The following is a 17730-nucleotide window of genomic DNA, read 5'->3' on the forward strand; positions in this document are numbered from 1 at the left end:
TGTTACACTAAACCATAGTAAAAAATAAAGGAGTCTTTGCAAATGTCTAATATGAAATTTTCTGCACTTAATTTAGTGCCTATTAAAGAAGGTCAAAGTGATAAAGACGCCATTAACGATATGGTTGCGTTAGCTCAAAAACTTGATGAGCTTGATTATGAAAGATATTGGATTGCTGAACACCATAATGCGCCTAACCTAGTAAGTTCAGCTACAGCATTGCTTATTCAACATACATTAGAACATACTCAAAATATCAAAGTAGGTTCAGGCGGTATCATGTTACCTAACCACGCACCTTTAATAGTGGCAGAACAATTTGGTACGATGGAAACCCTTTTCCCAAATAGAGTGGATCTTGGTTTAGGAAGAGCGCCTGGTACGGATATGATGACAGCAAGTGCGTTACGCCGAGATCAACATAACGGCGTGTATGCCTTTCCAGAAGAAGTGGAACAACTTCAAACGTACTTCGGTCCAGGCAATAAGCAAGCATATGTGCGCGCTTATCCAGCGGTAGGAAAAAATGTGCCATTATATATTCTGGGTTCATCAACGGATTCTGCCCATTTAGCAGCACGTAAAGGTTTACCTTATGTATTTGCTGGACATTTTGCTCCTCAACAAATGAAAGAAGCGATTCAAATTTATAAGGAACTATTTGAACCTTCTGAGGTATTACAAGAGCCTTATATGATAGTTTGTTTAAACGCTATCGTCGCTGAAACAGATGAAGAAGCTGAATATTTAGCAAGTACGTTGGCTCAAGTGTTTATTGGTATTGCGCGTGGTAGAATGCAGCCGGTTCAACCACCAACAAATGATTTACAAGGATTATTGACACCACGTGAATATGAAATGGCTAAACAACGATTTAATGATTCATTAGTGGGTTCTGAGGCTACGGTTAAACAGAAATTAGAAGACTTTATTGAAGAATACGGAGAAATTGATGAGCTAATGGGTATTAGCTATATTTATGATCAAGATAAACAATTTGAATCATTTGAACGCATGAAAAATGTAGTTCAATCTTTGAATAATTAATAGTCAAAAGTAGTAAGTTAGTAAAGTAGTTCTAAAATAGATGTTCACTTACTTAAGTTGAGATGCTTGCCGAGCCTTAGTCTTGTACAGAAGTTCTTAGATGAATGTTACTCATTTTGTTGCGACCCTTTCTTGCGGGAAAGGCTGAAGCCTGTAGTCTTATAAAGCAGTTCTTTGATTTTAATCATTAGAACTACTTACTTAAGTGTTTGAACACTTAAGTTCCTCAACCCCAACTTGCATTGCTTGTAGAATTCTATTCGAAATTCTTTATGTTGGGGCCCCGTCCCCAGCTTGCTTTGTTTGGAGACTTTCTATGCGAAAGTCTTTGTGCTGGGGCCCCGCGCGCAACGTCATTCGTTATTCATCTTAGAACTACTTACGTAAGTGTTTGAACGCTTACGTTCATCAATAAATCTAATTCCCTCAGGCGTCATAAAGCTTTAGTTGGTAATTTCACAATTTTATATAATTAAATACTTTATAAAAAAATTAACCCTTCAATTACTTCAATCGAGTTTTTGAAGGGTTTTTTGGTATAAAAAAAGGACGGTTAATACCGTCCCTAAAATTGATAATTATTTGTCATCTTTATCTTTTTTGTCACTGTCGTTGTTACCGCCAGTATATTCGTTGATTTGATCTTTTACTTTATTAACTTGTTCGTTATCGCTATCTTTGAATTTCTCTGCAGCTTCTTTTGCTTTATCCATGAATCCCATAATGAAATTCTCCTTTCAAATTTAAGCATAATTTAATTTAATAACTAACTTATGTTTAATCTACGATAACCATCAATAAACAAACATTATCGATTGGATGTATTTATTAGATACCCCGTACAATTTATTAATAAACACATTCAACCAAAAAGAATTTAAATATAAAACATATATCCATCTAATTTATCATCAGTTTCGATATAATCTGCTAAATATTTTAAAGTTGTATTATCTAATACCTCACGTACGGCATCTCTCATACGAAGCCATAGTTGTTTTTGAGCAGGTGGTTCTGATTCAATACTTTCTACAATTGTAATAGGACCTTCTAATAAACGAATGATATCGCCTGCTGTAATTTCGTCAGCTGGTACTCTTAGTTGATAGCCACCTTTAGCACCACGAACACTTCGAATTAAACCAGCATTTCTTAAAGGGCCTACGAGTTGTTCAAGATATAAGTCGCTCAGACTATTTTCTTCTGCGATTGTTTTTAATGATACACACCCTTGTCCTTCCCTTTTGGCTAGGGATATCATTAAAGTTAACCCATATCTCCCTTTCGTTGATATTTTCATAACATTACCTCTCTTAATTCGAATAATATATATTCCCATTCTAGCATTTTTTCAGTTAAGATAGTAATAGAAAGGTGTGAAAATCATGAGTACTGAACCATTAGCTTCAAGGATGCGCCCTACTAATATAGATGAGATTATTTCACAACAACATTTAGTAGGCCCTAAAGGTATCATTAGACGTATGGTTGAAACCAAACGTTTATCCTCAATGATTTTTTATGGACCTCCTGGAATTGGTAAAACAAGTATTGCTAAAGCCATTTCAGGAAGTACTGAATATAAATTTAGACAACTGAATGCAGTAACTAATACTAAAAAAGATATGCAGTTAGTAGTTGAAGAAGCAAAAATGTCTGGTCAAGTCATTTTATTATTAGATGAAATTCATCGCTTAGATAAAGCAAAACAGGACTTTTTACTACCACATCTTGAGAACGGAAAGATTGTATTAATTGGAGCAACTACTTCTAATCCATATCATGCAATCAATCCTGCTATACGTTCACGAGCTCAAATATTTGAGTTATATGCCTTAGATGAGAAAGACGTACGTGTAGCCCTTGATAGAGCTTTGTCAGATGAAGAGCGTGGATTGAAATTATACAACCCTATTGTTGATGAAGATGCACTTGAATACTTTTCAACTCAAAGTCATGGAGACGTTAGAAGTGCATTAAATGCTTTAGAATTAGCAGTGTTAAGTGCTGATGTTAAAGATGAACAACGTCATGTATCGTTATCTGATGCGAAAGATTGCTTGCAAAAAGGCGCTTTTGTTAGTGATAAAGATGGGGATATGCACTATGATGTGATGAGTGCTTTTCAAAAATCTATTAGAGGTAGCGATGTGAACGCAGCGTTACATTATTTAGCAAGATTAATTGAAGCTGGGGATTTACCAACTATCGTCAGACGTTTAATGGTTATAAGTTATGAAGATGTAGGTCTCGCTTCGCCAAGTGCTGGACAACGAACACTTGCAGCTATACAATCTGCAGAACGTTTAGGTTTCCCTGAAGCACGCATACCTCTCAGCCAAGCTGTGATAGAACTTTCATTATCACCGAAGTCTAATTCAGCTATTACAGCAATTGATAACGCCTTAAGTGATATACGTAAAGGCCAAGTTGGTCAAATTCCTGATCATTTAAAAGATGGCCACTATCAAGGTGCAAAAGAATTAGGACGAGCGATTGGTTATAAATACCCTCATAATTATGAAAATGGTTATGTAGTTCAACAATATTTACCAGATAAATTAAAAAATAAAATTTATTACGAACCAAAAACAACATCAAAGAGCGAACAACAATTTAAAGCGGTGTATGACAATCTTCGTAATAAAAGCTAAAATTAAAGACTATGAAATGTAGAGTGATGTGATTCATCTCAATTTCATAGTCTTTTTAATTAGAAATTACCTTTATCTTTAATGCGTCTAACTGGTACATCTTTAAGAATATCATTAACCACATAACTAGCGCATATTAAACCTACTGTGCTAGGTACAAATGCATTTGAAGATGGAGGCATTTGACCTTTACGATTACTAGCATTTGGATCCCCTACTGTTGCTTTTACATCTTCACGTATTACGATAGGACTTTCATCTGAAAATACTACAGGAATTCCTTTTCTAATACCCTGACGTTTTAATTTATTTCTAATAATTTTAGCCATAGGATCCATATACGTTTTAGAGATATCTGCAATCTGGAAACGTGTAGGATCTGTCTTATTAGCAGCGCCCATACTTGAAATGACTTTAATGCCACGTTCTAAACACTCTTTCATTAAATGAACTTTATAAATAATCGTGTCACTAGCATCTATGAAATAATCAATATCATAATTATTAAATAAGTCTTCATAAGTTTCTTCAGTATAGAACATATGTAAAGGCGTTACTTTACAATCAGGATTAATTAATTTAATTCTTTCTTCCATAAGTGTTACTTTACTTTGACCAATAGTTGTAGTTAAAGCATGAATTTGACGATTGACGTTCGTAATATCGACATCATCTTTATCTATAAGAATAATATGACCAATATTTGTTCTAGCAAGCGCCTCAGCTGCAAATGAACCAACGCCCCCTACTCCTAATACGGCCACTGTTTTATTCTTTAATAAATCTAAACCTTCTTTACCATATGCTAATTCATTTCTTGAAAATTGATGTTTCATTTTGAACTCCTTTATCAAACATTACGCTACCATAATATTAACAGAAAAAGACAAATAAAAATACGCAAGACAAAAGTCTTGCGTATCGATAGAGTCCGTAATTGCCGTAGTTATAAAAAGCTTGATCATTCGGCCTGCTATATACAGGTGGGTGCCCTGTTTCTTGTTTTGCAAGTCCTCCTATTGAGGCGTGTGCGCTGCAAGAAAACCTATTGGGCTCCCTGATCAAAAAGTGTTAGGCCCAAATAAAAAGCAAACATACGTACAATACAGATGACTATCTTATATAAATATAATAGCATAAACCTTAAAATAAAGAAATCCTTAAGAATCGTTAGAAAATCAAACTTGTGATAGAAAATATTTAAATATTATAAGTTGACATAATATAATTATAGTTTAATTAATATTAGTAATTGCTTCTTTTTCCTAATAAAAAAACTGCTAATAAAGCAATGAAATACTTTATCAACAGTCTATTCAAACTTATTATTTAATTATTTAAATTAATGACGAATTCTTAATGATAATTCTTCAAGTTGTTTATCAGAAACTTCTCCAGGTGCGTCTGTAAGTAGACATGTAGCTGAAGCAGTTTTAGGGAATGCAATTGTATCACGTAAGTTAGTGCGATTTGTTAATAACATTACTAATCGGTCTAAACCTAATGCGATACCACCGTGTGGAGGTGCACCATATTTGAATGCCTCTAATAAGAATCCAAATTGTTCTCTAGCTTGTTCTTTAGTGAATCCTAAAACTTCGAACATTTTTTCTTGTAATTGGCTATCTGAAATTCTGATAGATCCCCCACCTAATTCGTAACCATTAAGTACGATGTCATAAGCGTTTGCTTCAACATTTTCAGGTTCAGAATCTAATTTATCAATATCTTCTTTCTTAGGTGATGTGAATGGATGATGTGCTGCTACATAACGTTTAGCATCTTCATCATATTCTAATAATGGCCAATCAGTTACCCATAAGAAGTTTAATTTAGTTTCATCAATTAAACCAAGCTCTTTAGCAAGTTTGACACGTAATGCACCTAAACTTTGAGCAACAACATTTGGTTTATCTGCTACGAACATAACTAAGTCGCCTGCTTTAGCGCCAGTTAATTCTTTTAATGTTGCAACATTTTGATCTTCAAAGAAACGAGCGATTGGGCCGCTTAAACCGTCTTCTACAACTTTAACCCAAGCTAATCCTTTAGCACCGTAAATGTTAACAAATTCAGTTAAACCGTCCATATCTTTACGAGTGTAATTATCTGCAGCGCCTTCAGCAACAATTGCTTTAACTTCACCATTATTTTCAACAGTATCTTTAAATACTTTGAAATCCATTTCTTTACCTAATTGAGAAACGTCAATTAGTTCCATACCAAAGCGCGTATCAGGTTTATCTGAACCATAACGGCGCATGGCTTCAGCGTATGTCATACGTGGAAATTCGCCTTCTAATTCAATACCTTTAACGTCTTTAACAACTTTACGAAGCATTTCTTCGCCCATTTGAATAACGTCTTCTTGATCTACAAAGCTCATTTCGATATCGACTTGAGTAAATTCTGGTTGACGGTCAGCACGTAAGTCTTCGTCACGGAAGCATTTAACGATTTGATAGTATTTATCGAAGCCACTAATCATTAATAATTGTTTAAATAATTGTGGTGATTGTGGTAATGCATAAAATTCACCTTCATGTACACGAGATGGTACTAAGTAGTCACGTGCGCCCTCAGGTGTAGATTTAGTTAATACTGGTGTTTCAATATCAAAGAAACCACTATTATCTAAATATTCACGAATAGAACGTGTTGTTTGATGTCTCATTTTAAATGTTTGAGCTAATTCAGGACGTCTTAAATCTAAATAACGATATTTTAAGCGAATGTTTTCATCTACATTTTGGTTTTCTTCATTAATTGAGAATGGAGGTGTTTCTGCTTTATTAATGATTGTAATATTTGAAACTTGTACTTCTACTTGCCCAGTTTTAATTTTAGGGTTTACTGTTTCAGGGTCACGTTTTGTTACTGTACCTTCAACTTCAACTACATATTCAGAACGTACTGTTTCAGCAATACTTAATGCTTCTGCAGAGAAATCAGGGTTAAATACGATTTGAACGATACCTTCTCTGTCACGTAAGTCAACAAAGATTAAACCACCTAAGTCACGACGGTTGTGTACCCATCCTTTTAAAGTTACTTTTTGATCTAATAATTCTTCTGTAACTAATCCACAATAAGTTGTTCTCTTACTCATATTTTTACTCTCCTTTATTATTTTTCAAAAAAGTTAACAAGTTCATCTAATTTAACAGTTTCTGAGTCACCTGTTGCCATATTTTTTACATCTATTTGATTATTTTCAAGTTCTTGATCGCCTATTACTACAGTATATTTAGCATTTAATCGATCGGCTTGTTTCATTTGACCTTTAATTTTACGGTTTAAATAATCTTTATCAGCTTTAACGCCATGTTTTCTTAAATTATTTAAAAGTTTCACACTATAACGTTCAGCTTCTTCTCCCATAGTCACTATGAATAAATCAAAATCATCTTCAACATCTAATTCAATGCCTTCTTCTTCAAGTGCTAAAAGTAATCTTTCAATACTTAAAGCGAAACCAATACCAGTTTGACTTGGGCCATCTAATAACTCTAATAAGCCATTGTAGCGGCCACCACCACATAATGTAGTGATTGCACCATCATAGTTAGGGTTATCCATCATAAGCTCAAAGGCAGTATGAGTATAGTAGTCAAGACCACGCACTAAGTTAGGGTCTTCTACATAATTAATACCTAACTCATCTAAGTAACTTTTAACTTCTTCATAATAAGCTTTTGATTCGCTATTTAAGTAATCTGTAATACGAGGTGCATTTTTAACTGCTTCTTTATCACGGTCAACTTTACAATCTAAGATACGCATTGGGTTACTATGCAAACGTGATTGACAATCTGCACAGAATGTATCAATCACTGGTTCGAAGTGTTTCACTAACGCTTCGTTGTATTCTTTACGAGAATCCGCATCACCAATACTATTGATAACAAGTTTTAAGTGTTTAAGACCGAATGATTCATATATGTGCATTACCATTGCTAGCACTTCAGCATCAATACTTGGATTTTCAGCACCAATAGCCTCTACACCAAATTGATTAAATTGGCGGTAACGCCCTTTTTGTTTACGTTCATATCTAAACATTGGCCCATTATAATACAACTTAATCGGTTGATTTGGATTACCTTGCATTTTATTCTCAATATATGAACGCACAACAGCAGCAGTACCCTCTGGTCTCAATGTAATACTTCTATCACCTTTATCTTTAAATGTATACATTTCTTTTTGTACGACGTCAGTTGAATCACCAACGCCACGTGCAAATAAATCTGTACTTTCAAAGATAGGTGTACGAATTTCTTTATAGTTATATATTGTCATCAGTTCATCTAGCTTATTTTCAATATAACGCCATTGACTAGACGCTTCAGGTAAAATATCTTGAGTCCCTCTAGGAATTCTAATCACCTAATCACTCCTTCATCTATCTATTACTTTGATAACTTAACATCCTCTAATAAAAAAAGTCCCTTATATAGCATTAAACTATATAAGGGACGAATCGCCGTGTTGCCACCCTAATTGAGAATAAAATAGACTATCTTACTCTCCACTCAAAACGTTTAACGTACGTAAACCGGCTTTATTTATTAAAGCACCTCTTCTTGTGTTCAAAAGTAAAACTACTCAGTATAATCTTTCAGCCAAGGATTATATCTCTACACAGTTATAAATAACATTGCTACCTATTTCATTTAACTTTCCAAGAATACTAACGGTATTGTTTATAAAGTTCACTCATTATGATAACGAGTTTAGCTTCACTTTGCAAGACTTATGATGCAAAATATTGTTTCAAACCATCAACAACCGCTTCTTCAACGACTTGTCTATGTAATGGATCTCTAATCATCATCTCGTCAGTTGGATTACTTATATAACCCAATTCTAACAATACGGCCGGTTTATTTGTTTGTCGTAATACTTGGAAATTCTCTTGGCGTGTACCTCTATTATATAACAAAGATTTCTTTTGGATATTCGCATTTAACGTTTCCGCTAGCGATTCTTGACTATCTTGATACCAATATACAGTAGCCCCATTAGCATTCGCACTATCTAATGAATCATTATGTATGCTGATATACGCATCGCCATCCATTTTACGATCATCCAAGCTCACATATGTATCATCAGAACGCGTTAACTTTACTTTAGCGCCCGCTTTTTCAAGCGCACGTTTTAATTCTTTCGCAGTTTGTAATGTATATTTCTTTTCTAAACTTTTATTAGCAGTATTACTAGAGGCCCCTTGATCACTGCCTCCATGGCCAGGATCTAAGACAATGACCTTATTCTTCAAAGGGTTCTCTTTTTTATTAACATCCTCAGGAATATCTAAGCTTGTATGCCACCCAGCAATCCAGCCTTTTTTAGTAGCATTATGATTCTCTACTTCAATCCATTTATCTAACTTATCTACCTTTTTAAAACTCTCGCCTTTATCTACTTGATAAATCACTGGATAACCTGCATTAGGACCTGTACGTAATTCGGCATCTTCTGTAATCGTTATACGATTGCTACCTTGGTCATCATGATTCATAAACATAAATAATAAGATTAAAAATAGGATGAAGAGAATAACCACAATAAGCGTACGACCATTTTTTAGACCATGTTTTGTTAACCATGCATCTATTTTACTCATATCACTTTGCCATCCTGACTTTCGTAAATGATCGTCACTGGGCCATCATTAATAATTTCCACTTCCATATCCGTACCGAATTCTCCAGTTTCTACTTCTATACCATAATTTCTTAAAGCAGTATTAAATTTTTCATAGAGTTGTTCCGCTTCTTCTGGATTTTTTGAATTTGAAAATCCGGGACGATTACCTTTTTTCACGTCTGCATATAACGTAAATTGAGAAACTGAAAGTATTTGGCCTTCTACTTGCTGGATATTTAAGTTTAATTTACCGTTCTCATCTTCAAATAAGCGGGCATTCACTATCTTCTTAGCTACTGCTTCTACATCCGCTTCAGTAGAATCTTTACCTACGCCTACTAATAAACAATATCCTTTTTCAATTTGATTGTGAATATTAACATTTTTTACTGAAGCTCGTTTCACTCTCTGTACAACTATTTTCATCTCTTTTGCACCTCAATTAATTCCATACTCTTGAAACAGTATATATATCACTTAATTGTTTTAGTTTTTCAACGACTCTATAAACATCATTTACATTTTTAACCATAACACTAATTGTAATCACTGCGTTTTTATCTGTGTCCGAACGACCGTTAATTTTAATAATGCTACCTACCGTCGAGTTAACCGCTTGTATCACTTCATTTAATAAACCATTGCGATCATAGGCATTGACCTCTAAATCAACTTGATAGCGTTGTGTAGAGTCTTTGGATTTTACCCACTCTACATCAATTAAACGATCGTCTTCATTTTTTATGTTAGGACAATCTGTTCTATGAACTTTAATACCATGTCCTTTAGTTATATACCCAACAATATCATCCCCTGGGATTGGGTTACAACATTTAGAAAGTTTAATTAAGACATTTTCAATACCTTCTACATAAACCCCACTGTCTGTAATGATATCCTCTTTGATAGGTAAAGACTTAATAACTTCTTGTGCTTCATTAAGCGCTTTTTGCTTATCTTGGATTCGCTGACGCTCTGTAAGTTTATTTACCACTTGTAATGCAGTTACGCCACCAAAACCTACAGCAGCGTATAAATCGTCATCATTAGCGAAATTATATTTCTCATTCACTACCTCTATATTCTTTTCGGTTAATATATCATCAACTCTAAAGCCTTGTTCCTTAATCTCTGCTTCAACCATAAATTTACCTTTTTCAATATTGGATGAGCGGTCTTGTTTTTTGAAAAAGCTTTTTATCTTACTCTTAGCACTTGAAGACTTAACAATTTTTAACCAATCTCTACTTGGACCATACGAATGTTTACTTGTTCTAATTTCGATTATATCCCCCGTTTGAAGAACATAATCAATTGGAACAATTTTACCATTTACTTTAGCGCCTATCATTTTGTTTCCTACTTCACTATGAATCGCATAAGCGAAATCAATAGGGACTGCCCCGTATGGTAATTCAATAACATCACTGGCTGGCGTAAAGGCGTAAACTTTATCGCTTTGTAAATCATATTTTAACGACTCCATAAATTCTTGGGCATCAGAAGAGGTATGGTCCGCTTCAGCTAATTCTTTTAACCAATTTAACTTATTTTGGAAGTCTTGCGTTTTTTCATTTACCGTTTTACCTTCTTTATACGCCCAATGTGCGGCTACCCCGTGTTCAGCAATTTCATGCATTTCAAATGTTCTAATTTGAATCTCAAGAGGATCACCATTTGGACCTACAACTGTCGTATGTAAAGATTGGTACATATTTTGTTTAGGCATCGCGATATAATCTTTGAAGCGACCTGGCATTGGTTTCCATAATGTATGCACTAAACCTAAAATTGCATAACAATCATTAATTGAGTTAACGATGACACGAATAGCTAATAAATCAAATATTTGATCAAATTGCTTTTTCTGTTTCATCATTTTGCGATAGATACTATAGATATGTTTAGGACGTCCACTGATTTCTCCAGTGATTTTCATATTATCCATTTCTTCTTTAATTTTATCGATAGCATTTGCGATATAAGCTTCACGTTCACTACGTTTTTTCTTCATTAAATTGACAATACGGAAGTATTGTACGCTATCAATATAACGTAAGGCAGTATCTTCTAGTTCCCACTTAATTGTATTAATCCCTAATCTGTGAGCAAGAGGCGCATAAATTTCTAACGTTTCTTTAGAGATACGCACTTGTTTTTCTCGAGCCATAGCTTTTAGCGTTCTCATATTATGCAGTCTATCTGCAAGTTTAACTAAGATCACACGTACATCTTTGGCAATCGCAATGAATAACTTTCTGTGATTCTCTGCTTGTTGTTCTTCTTTAGAACGATATTTCACTTTTTTTAACTTAGTAACGCCATCCACAATACGCGCAACTTCTTCATTAAACATTTCCTTCACATCATCAAATGTGTAAGGTGTATCCTCAATCACGTCATGTAAGAATCCTGCTACGATAGTTGGACCGTCTAAACGCATCTCTGTCAATATGCCTGCCACTTGAATAGGATGCATAATATAAGGCAGACCATTCTTTCGAAATTGACCCTGGTGTGCTTCATAAGCAATATGATAACTTTTTAAAACATATTGGTACTCATTTGCTGATAAATAGGATTTCGCTTTATGTAGTACCTCGTCAGCACTATATGGATATTCATTATTCAATATATGACACCCCAACTCTCTTATATTCCAAATACTCTGCCCGTTAATTGACTTTTTTAAAATGAAGCTACAAACACTCTAGTATCTTTTAATTTGTATAAAAATAACATTTCCAAAGTCATAGAAATGCGAGTATTAATCTTAGTGTATCAAATGTTCAATACACTATAAAAGGTTTAACTTTTTTATAAATAATAGTTTTATGATACTACAAGTTTTTAAATAAATAAATGCTGTTAAATTAAATTTAAACTTCTAGAAATAAATGCTTCATAATAAAAAAAGAAGCGGTAGAGAAAGTCATTTTAATAAATGATTTCTTCATTCCGCTTCTATATGAGTAATTATGATACATTTAAATTGGATATTTTAAATGAACACTTATTCATCGTAAGAGATTAAACTCATTACATCATAATCTTTAATTTTTTCAATACCGTTTAAGTATTTTAATTCAATAATGAATGCAATACCTACAACGATACCGCCAAGTTTTTCAACTAATTTAATTGCCGCTTCAATTGTACCACCAGTAGCTAATAAATCATCTGTGATTAACACACGTTGACCTGGTTTGATAGCATCTTTATGCATCGTTAAAACGTTTGTACCGTATTCTAAGTCATATTCATAACGAATGACTTCACGAGGTAATTTACCTTCTTTTCGAACTGGAGCAAAGCCAATACCCATTGAATAAGCAACCGGACATCCGATAATAAATCCTCTTGCTTCGGGTCCTACGACAATATCCACATCTCGTTCTTTAGCATATTCAACAATTTGATCAGTAGCATAGCCATATGCTTTCCCATTATCCATAATCGTTGTAATATCTTTGAAACTTACTCCTGCTTTTGGCCAATCTTCAACCTCTGAAACATATTGCTTTAAATCCATTTATCTATTTCCTCCTATTATTTAGCCCTTTTGATTTTTAATCCATTTTTTAAGTTGTGAAAAGTCATCATAGAGTAGAAGTTGCTCAACTTCGATTCTTGCTTGTCTAGCTTGATAAATGCGACTTGATTCAATCGCTTGTTTGTTAGGATTATTATTTATTTTAATTATACCATTTTCGTCAGTGATAAAGCCTAAGTCAAGAAACACTTTCAACATAAATTTAAGTAAGTTAGGTTTAATTCTTAAATACTGACATAATTGCATGCCTTCTTGAGCTAGATTCATTTCTTGTTTATTCAATAATGCCTTATAGCAATTTTTAAATAACAATGCGTTTGGCATACCTTCAAAATATATCGACTGACTGTGTTGTAAGATTAAATACAATTGCGAATAAGTTAAACCTTGTAAACTTTGTTGAACACTTTCAAGATTTGGCGGTAAATCACGAAATACAATTATATCATGAGTTGGGTCTATCTCTTCACCATAAAAATAATAATTATCATCTAATTTTTCTTTTTTAGGATGAATGACAAACGCATAATGATGGTCGGTAGGATTTATATCCAATTGTTTACGTTTACTTCTGTAATCTAATATTTGTTCGTCGTTGGTTGCTAAATCTTGAATGATAAGTTGTGGCGATTGATTGCCATTCCATTCATTAATTTGTAAATGACCTAACAGATTAATAGGTTGCCCTATTTCGAGCTGTGTGGCGAGTTGACCATTTTTCCAAAAAAGATTTTGAAGCTGTTGTTCGCCGGCTACAAGTTTTAAGTGTGCCTTATCTTTACCAATTGCTTTAACATCTGTTACATCGATATCATCAATTTCAAATAATGGTTTTTCAAAATCTGTACCGAATGGACTTAGTTTTTGAATATCGTTAATGTTACCAACCGTAATATCTTTTTCTTCAAGTTTTACGGTGACATGTTTAGCCGGTTCTAATGAAGTATGTTCTGTTAACTGTGTCATCCATTCATTTAAGCCTTGCTCTAATGGTTGAATATTCTCAATTTCCATGGTCATTCCTGCAGCCATGTGGTGACCGCCGAATTTAGAAATTAAGTCTTGATGCGCACTCAATATTTCAAACATCGATACTTGTTCAATACTTCTCGCTGAACCTTTAGCATGATTTTGTTCTAAATCTATATTTAAAATGAGGGTTGGCAGTGAATAGGTTTCAACAATTTTAGAAGCTACTATTCCTAATACACCTTCATGCCAATCTGCTTTGGCTAGTAATAAGAATTGATGACCAGCATTTACCTTTTCTTCAGCCATCACTAAGGCTTCTTCAGTAATTTGAGCAACAATATCTTTACGCTCAATATTAAAATGTTCGACTTGTTCCGCTAAAAACTCGGCCTCTTCCTCATCCTCTGACATAAGCAGTTCTGCAGCTAATGAAGCATCTTCAAGACGACCTACTGCGTTCAGTCTTGGTCCAATAATAAAACCAATCGTTTCTTCATTTATCGTGTCATTAAAGCCAGCTTGATTTAAAATAGCTTTAATTTGAGGTGGACAATGCTCATTTAAGTGAGCCAAACCATTTTTTACAATGGTACGGTTCTCATCGGTTAATGACACTAAATCGGCAATTGTCCCAATAGCAGCTAAGCTCTCAAAATAATTAGGTGGATTATCTAGTAACACTTGAGATAATTTAAAAGCTACACCAGCGCCACATAAATAATGAAACGGATAATCAAATTCTGGATGCATAGGATGAACGATAGCATAGGCTTCTGGAAGTGTACGACCAATTTCATGATGGTCCGTAATTATAACGTCTACACCTAATTCTTGCACCATTTTAATCTCATTATGGCCTTGTATCCCATTATCTACTGTAATAATAAGTGAAACACCTTCATCATAAGCATTTCTAAAAGCAAGTTCGTTAGGACCATAACCTTCAGTGAAGCGGTTTGGAATATACCATCCTACTTCAGCACCTAGCATTCTTAACGTATTTACTAGAATTGTGGTAGATGTAACACCGTCCGCATCATAATCTCCATACACTAATATACGCTCGTTTTTATCAATCGCTTGATTAATTCTTTCAATTGCTTTATCCATATCACTTAATAAGCGTGGATCATGACTAACCATTGATCCAGAAAGTAAATCTTTAATATCGCCGTCTTTAGTGATGGCTTTACTTTCCAATACTTTTTTTATTATAGGTGTTAATTTATGTGCTTTAGCTACATCATCTGCTATATATTCAGTTGGAGGTTCATAAAGCCATTTATATTTAGATTTAATCATACAACTATCCTTCCTTTTTCCAAGAGCCATTATACCTAAAATTTTATTAAATAAAAAGTAACATCTGATTAAATAAATAAAACTAGATTATTTAAAAAATAAAAAAAGAACTATTGATAAACCGGAGTTCATCAATAGTTCTAATCAATCAAATATTAAACTAAGATTTTTTCATCATTAGATTTTTTCTCTTTATACACTACAAGTTTTCCATTTTCTGATTTTTTCAATTGACGTTTCTTCAAAATACCCCAAAGCGGAACGGCAATAAATACTGAAGAGAATACGCCTGAAATTAATCCAATTAATAATGCAAGTGAGAAGTTAAATAGACTTGATGCACCAAAGATTAAAATCGCAATAACAACAACTACAACAGTTAATACTGTATTAATAGAACGTGTCATCGTTTGTCTGATTGAACGGTTAACAATATCGTCAATTTGTTCAGAATCAGTAATCACTTTAATATTATGCAAGTTCTCCCTTACGCGGTCGAAGGTAACAATTGTATCGTTGATTGAATAACCTACGATAGTTAAAATGGCTGCAATAAATGTAATGTCTACTTCCAATCTGAATAAACTAAATAACGCAACAATAATAAAGACGTCATGAAGTAAAGCTAATACAGATGAAAGACCCATTCTCCATTCGAATCTTAATGACACATAAATAATGATACCAATAGCTGCAAAGATAAGAGCTTTCATAGCATTTTTAGCTAACTCTTGACCAATCATTGGAGATACAGTATTTACAGTTGGTTTATGTCCATATGCATCATTCATTTTCTCATTTACTTTAATCACTTCATTTTTAGTTAAAGCTTTTTTAAATTGAACAGTAGCTTGCTTATTATCTTCACCATTAATTTGAATTTGGTCAGGCGTTAAGCCTAAATCTTTAACGGTACGTTCAACTTGAGGTTGCGTTAATTTAGTATCAGAATTGATATCTACACGCGTACCTGCTGAGAAATCAATACCTAAGTTTAATTTGAAAATACTTAAAATAATAATACCTGCAACTAAGATAAGTATACTTAAACTTATTAATGGTTTAGCTAATTTAACAAAATTCCATTTTTCAAATGATGTTTTTAAGTCGTGTACATCTACGCCTTCATTAATATCATGACGGTCTTTCTTCTTAACACCAAATAACCAATATTTCTTTTTAAAATAATTAGATGACACAAGTAATGAAAGTAACCATCTTGATAAAAATACTGCCGTTACGAAGATCATTAAAATACCTAATAATAACATCGTAGCGAAACCTTTAACTGAACTTTCACCGAAGAAGAATAATACGCCGGCTGCAATTACAGTTGTTAAGTTTGAGTCAAAGATAGTTAAGAATGAACTTTTATTTGCCTTACTATAAGCTTGTTTGAGCGTTCGTCCTATCCTCAATTCATCTTTTATCCGTTCATACATAATGATGTTAGCATCGACTGCCATACCTACACCGAGTACTAAGGCAGCTAAACCTGGGAGTGTAAGCACCCCAGAAATAAAGTTAAATGCTACTAAAGTTAAGTAGATGTATACAGTTAATGCAATAATTGCAACTAAACCTGGTAATCTATAGAAGCCTACCATGAATAAGTAAATTACAGCAATACCAATTGCAGATGCGAAAATTGTTTTATCAAGTGCATCTTGACCAAATTGAGCACCTACAGAATTTGAATAAATTTCTTTTAAATCAACTGGTAATGACCCAGCGTTAAGTAATTCTGCAATTTGTTTAGCTCTTTCCACGCCTTCTTGACCATGGAAACCACCAGAAATTTCTACACTATCTGAATTGATAGGTTGGTTAACAGAAGCGGCTGATACGTATTTACGTTTATTCTCAGGTTTCTTTAATTCTTTGTGATAGCTATCACCTTTCTTATAATCTAACCAAACTACCATCATGTTTTCTTGTTTTTTAGAAATCTCTTCCGTTACTTTTTTAAATTTAGCACGATCTTTCAATTTAAAAGTAACAGCTGGTTCATTCGTACCTTGTTTAAACTCTTGTTTAGCTGAACCTTGTACAATATCCTTACCAGTTAATTTAACTTTATCATCTGCATCACGAATCGTTAAATTAGCTTGAGAAGATAAGATTTTTCGAGCCTCGTCAGGATCTTTAACACCAGCTAACTGAACTCTGATACGATCAGGGTCTTCTACTTGAATATGTGGCTCAGATACACCCAATACGTTAACACGATTTTCTAATGTACGGGCAGTAGATTGTAAAGCATTATCATTAATCTTTTTGCCACCTTCAAGCGGTTTAACTTGGTAAAGCACCTCGAAACCACCCTGTAAATCAAGACCAAGATTTACATTTTTAACTACTTTCTTATAAGTAAGTCCCATTCCCACAAAGAGGAGGACTACAATTAATAAGTAAGCAATTATCCTACTAATTTTTTTCACATGAACACCTCATTGTTTACTTATGTAATTAGAATAATCTTTTAATTAACCACGTGCAAGTTAATAAAAGATTACATTGTTATAACATGACTTAATTATATTAACA

At 33.7% G+C, this 17730-nt stretch carries 13 protein-coding genes and 1 other RNA gene; 2 read left to right on the plus strand and 12 right to left on the minus strand.

All coding sequences use genetic code 11. The features are described from left to right. The first annotated feature begins 42 nt into the window (after positions 1-42). Positions 43-1047: an LLM class flavin-dependent oxidoreductase gene (locus CD128_RS02100; RefSeq protein WP_103328440.1), complete on the plus strand. Its 1005-nt coding sequence runs from the start codon at positions 43-45 to the stop codon at positions 1045-1047. A 578-nt stretch (positions 1048-1625) separates the two neighbouring features. Here the strand turns inward: CD128_RS02100 and CD128_RS02105 are convergent. Continuing rightward, positions 1626-1769, minus strand: coding sequence for an SAS049 family protein (locus CD128_RS02105; protein WP_103328441.1), 144 nt, complete (start codon positions 1767-1769; stop codon positions 1626-1628). Positions 1770-1924: 155 nt separating this feature from the next. Beyond that, positions 1925-2347, minus strand: coding sequence for a cysteine metabolism transcriptional regulator CymR (gene cymR, locus CD128_RS02110; protein WP_103297199.1), 423 nt, complete (start codon positions 2345-2347; stop codon positions 1925-1927). Between the two features lie 85 nt (positions 2348-2432). Between cymR and CD128_RS02115 the strand changes: the two genes are divergently transcribed. After that, a complete protein-coding gene (locus CD128_RS02115) occupies positions 2433-3701 on the plus strand; it encodes a replication-associated recombination protein A (protein WP_103328442.1) in 1269 nt (422 codons plus the stop codon). A 59-nt stretch (positions 3702-3760) separates the two neighbouring features. On the opposite strand, the gene CD128_RS02120 is transcribed toward CD128_RS02115, so the two are convergent. The 10 genes from CD128_RS02120 to secDF all read right to left on the minus strand — a co-directional run bounded on the left by CD128_RS02120 (position 3761) and on the right by secDF (position 17624). After that, positions 3761-4537, minus strand: coding sequence for a tRNA threonylcarbamoyladenosine dehydratase (locus CD128_RS02120; protein ID WP_103328443.1), 777 nt, complete (start codon positions 4535-4537; stop codon positions 3761-3763). An 88-nt stretch (positions 4538-4625) separates the two neighbouring features. Then, positions 4626-4816: non-coding RNA, 6S RNA (gene ssrS / locus CD128_RS02125), on the minus strand. A 227-nt stretch (positions 4817-5043) separates the two neighbouring features. After that, a complete protein-coding gene (gene aspS / locus CD128_RS02130) occupies positions 5044-6810 on the minus strand; it encodes an aspartate--tRNA ligase (protein ID WP_103328444.1) in 1767 nt (588 codons plus the stop codon). A gap of 17 nt (positions 6811-6827) precedes the next feature. Next, on the minus strand, positions 6828-8090 hold the full coding sequence (gene hisS, locus CD128_RS02135) for a histidine--tRNA ligase (protein WP_103328445.1): 1263 nt from the start codon (positions 8088-8090) through the stop codon (positions 6828-6830). 367 nt (positions 8091-8457) lie between these two features. Then, a complete protein-coding gene (locus CD128_RS02140) occupies positions 8458-9333 on the minus strand; it encodes an N-acetylmuramoyl-L-alanine amidase (RefSeq protein WP_103328446.1) in 876 nt (291 codons plus the stop codon). Next, positions 9330-9782: a D-aminoacyl-tRNA deacylase gene (dtd, locus tag CD128_RS02145; RefSeq protein ID WP_103328447.1), complete on the minus strand. Its 453-nt coding sequence runs from the start codon at positions 9780-9782 to the stop codon at positions 9330-9332. The genes CD128_RS02140 and dtd overlap by 4 nt, the downstream gene beginning before the upstream one ends. A gap of 16 nt (positions 9783-9798) precedes the next feature. Continuing rightward, positions 9799-11988, minus strand: coding sequence for a RelA/SpoT family protein (locus CD128_RS02150; RefSeq protein WP_103328448.1), 2190 nt, complete (start codon positions 11986-11988; stop codon positions 9799-9801). A gap of 381 nt (positions 11989-12369) precedes the next feature. Then, entirely contained in the window at positions 12370-12888 is a 519-nt protein-coding gene (locus tag CD128_RS02155) for an adenine phosphoribosyltransferase (protein WP_103328449.1), read from the minus strand. A gap of 21 nt (positions 12889-12909) precedes the next feature. Beyond that, the gene (recJ, locus tag CD128_RS02160) at positions 12910-15183 is read right to left on the minus strand and encodes a single-stranded-DNA-specific exonuclease RecJ (RefSeq protein ID WP_103328450.1); all 2274 of its coding nucleotides are present in this window, start codon (positions 15181-15183) and stop codon (positions 12910-12912) included. A 155-nt stretch (positions 15184-15338) separates the two neighbouring features. Beyond that, the gene (gene secDF, locus CD128_RS02165; RefSeq protein WP_103328451.1) at positions 15339-17624 is read right to left on the minus strand and encodes a protein translocase subunit SecDF; all 2286 of its coding nucleotides are present in this window, start codon (positions 17622-17624) and stop codon (positions 15339-15341) included. Between the last annotated feature and the right edge of the window lie 106 nt (positions 17625-17730).

It is taken from the genome of Staphylococcus croceilyticus, assembly GCF_002902575.1.
Classification (GTDB): domain Bacteria; phylum Bacillota; class Bacilli; order Staphylococcales; family Staphylococcaceae; genus Staphylococcus; species Staphylococcus croceilyticus.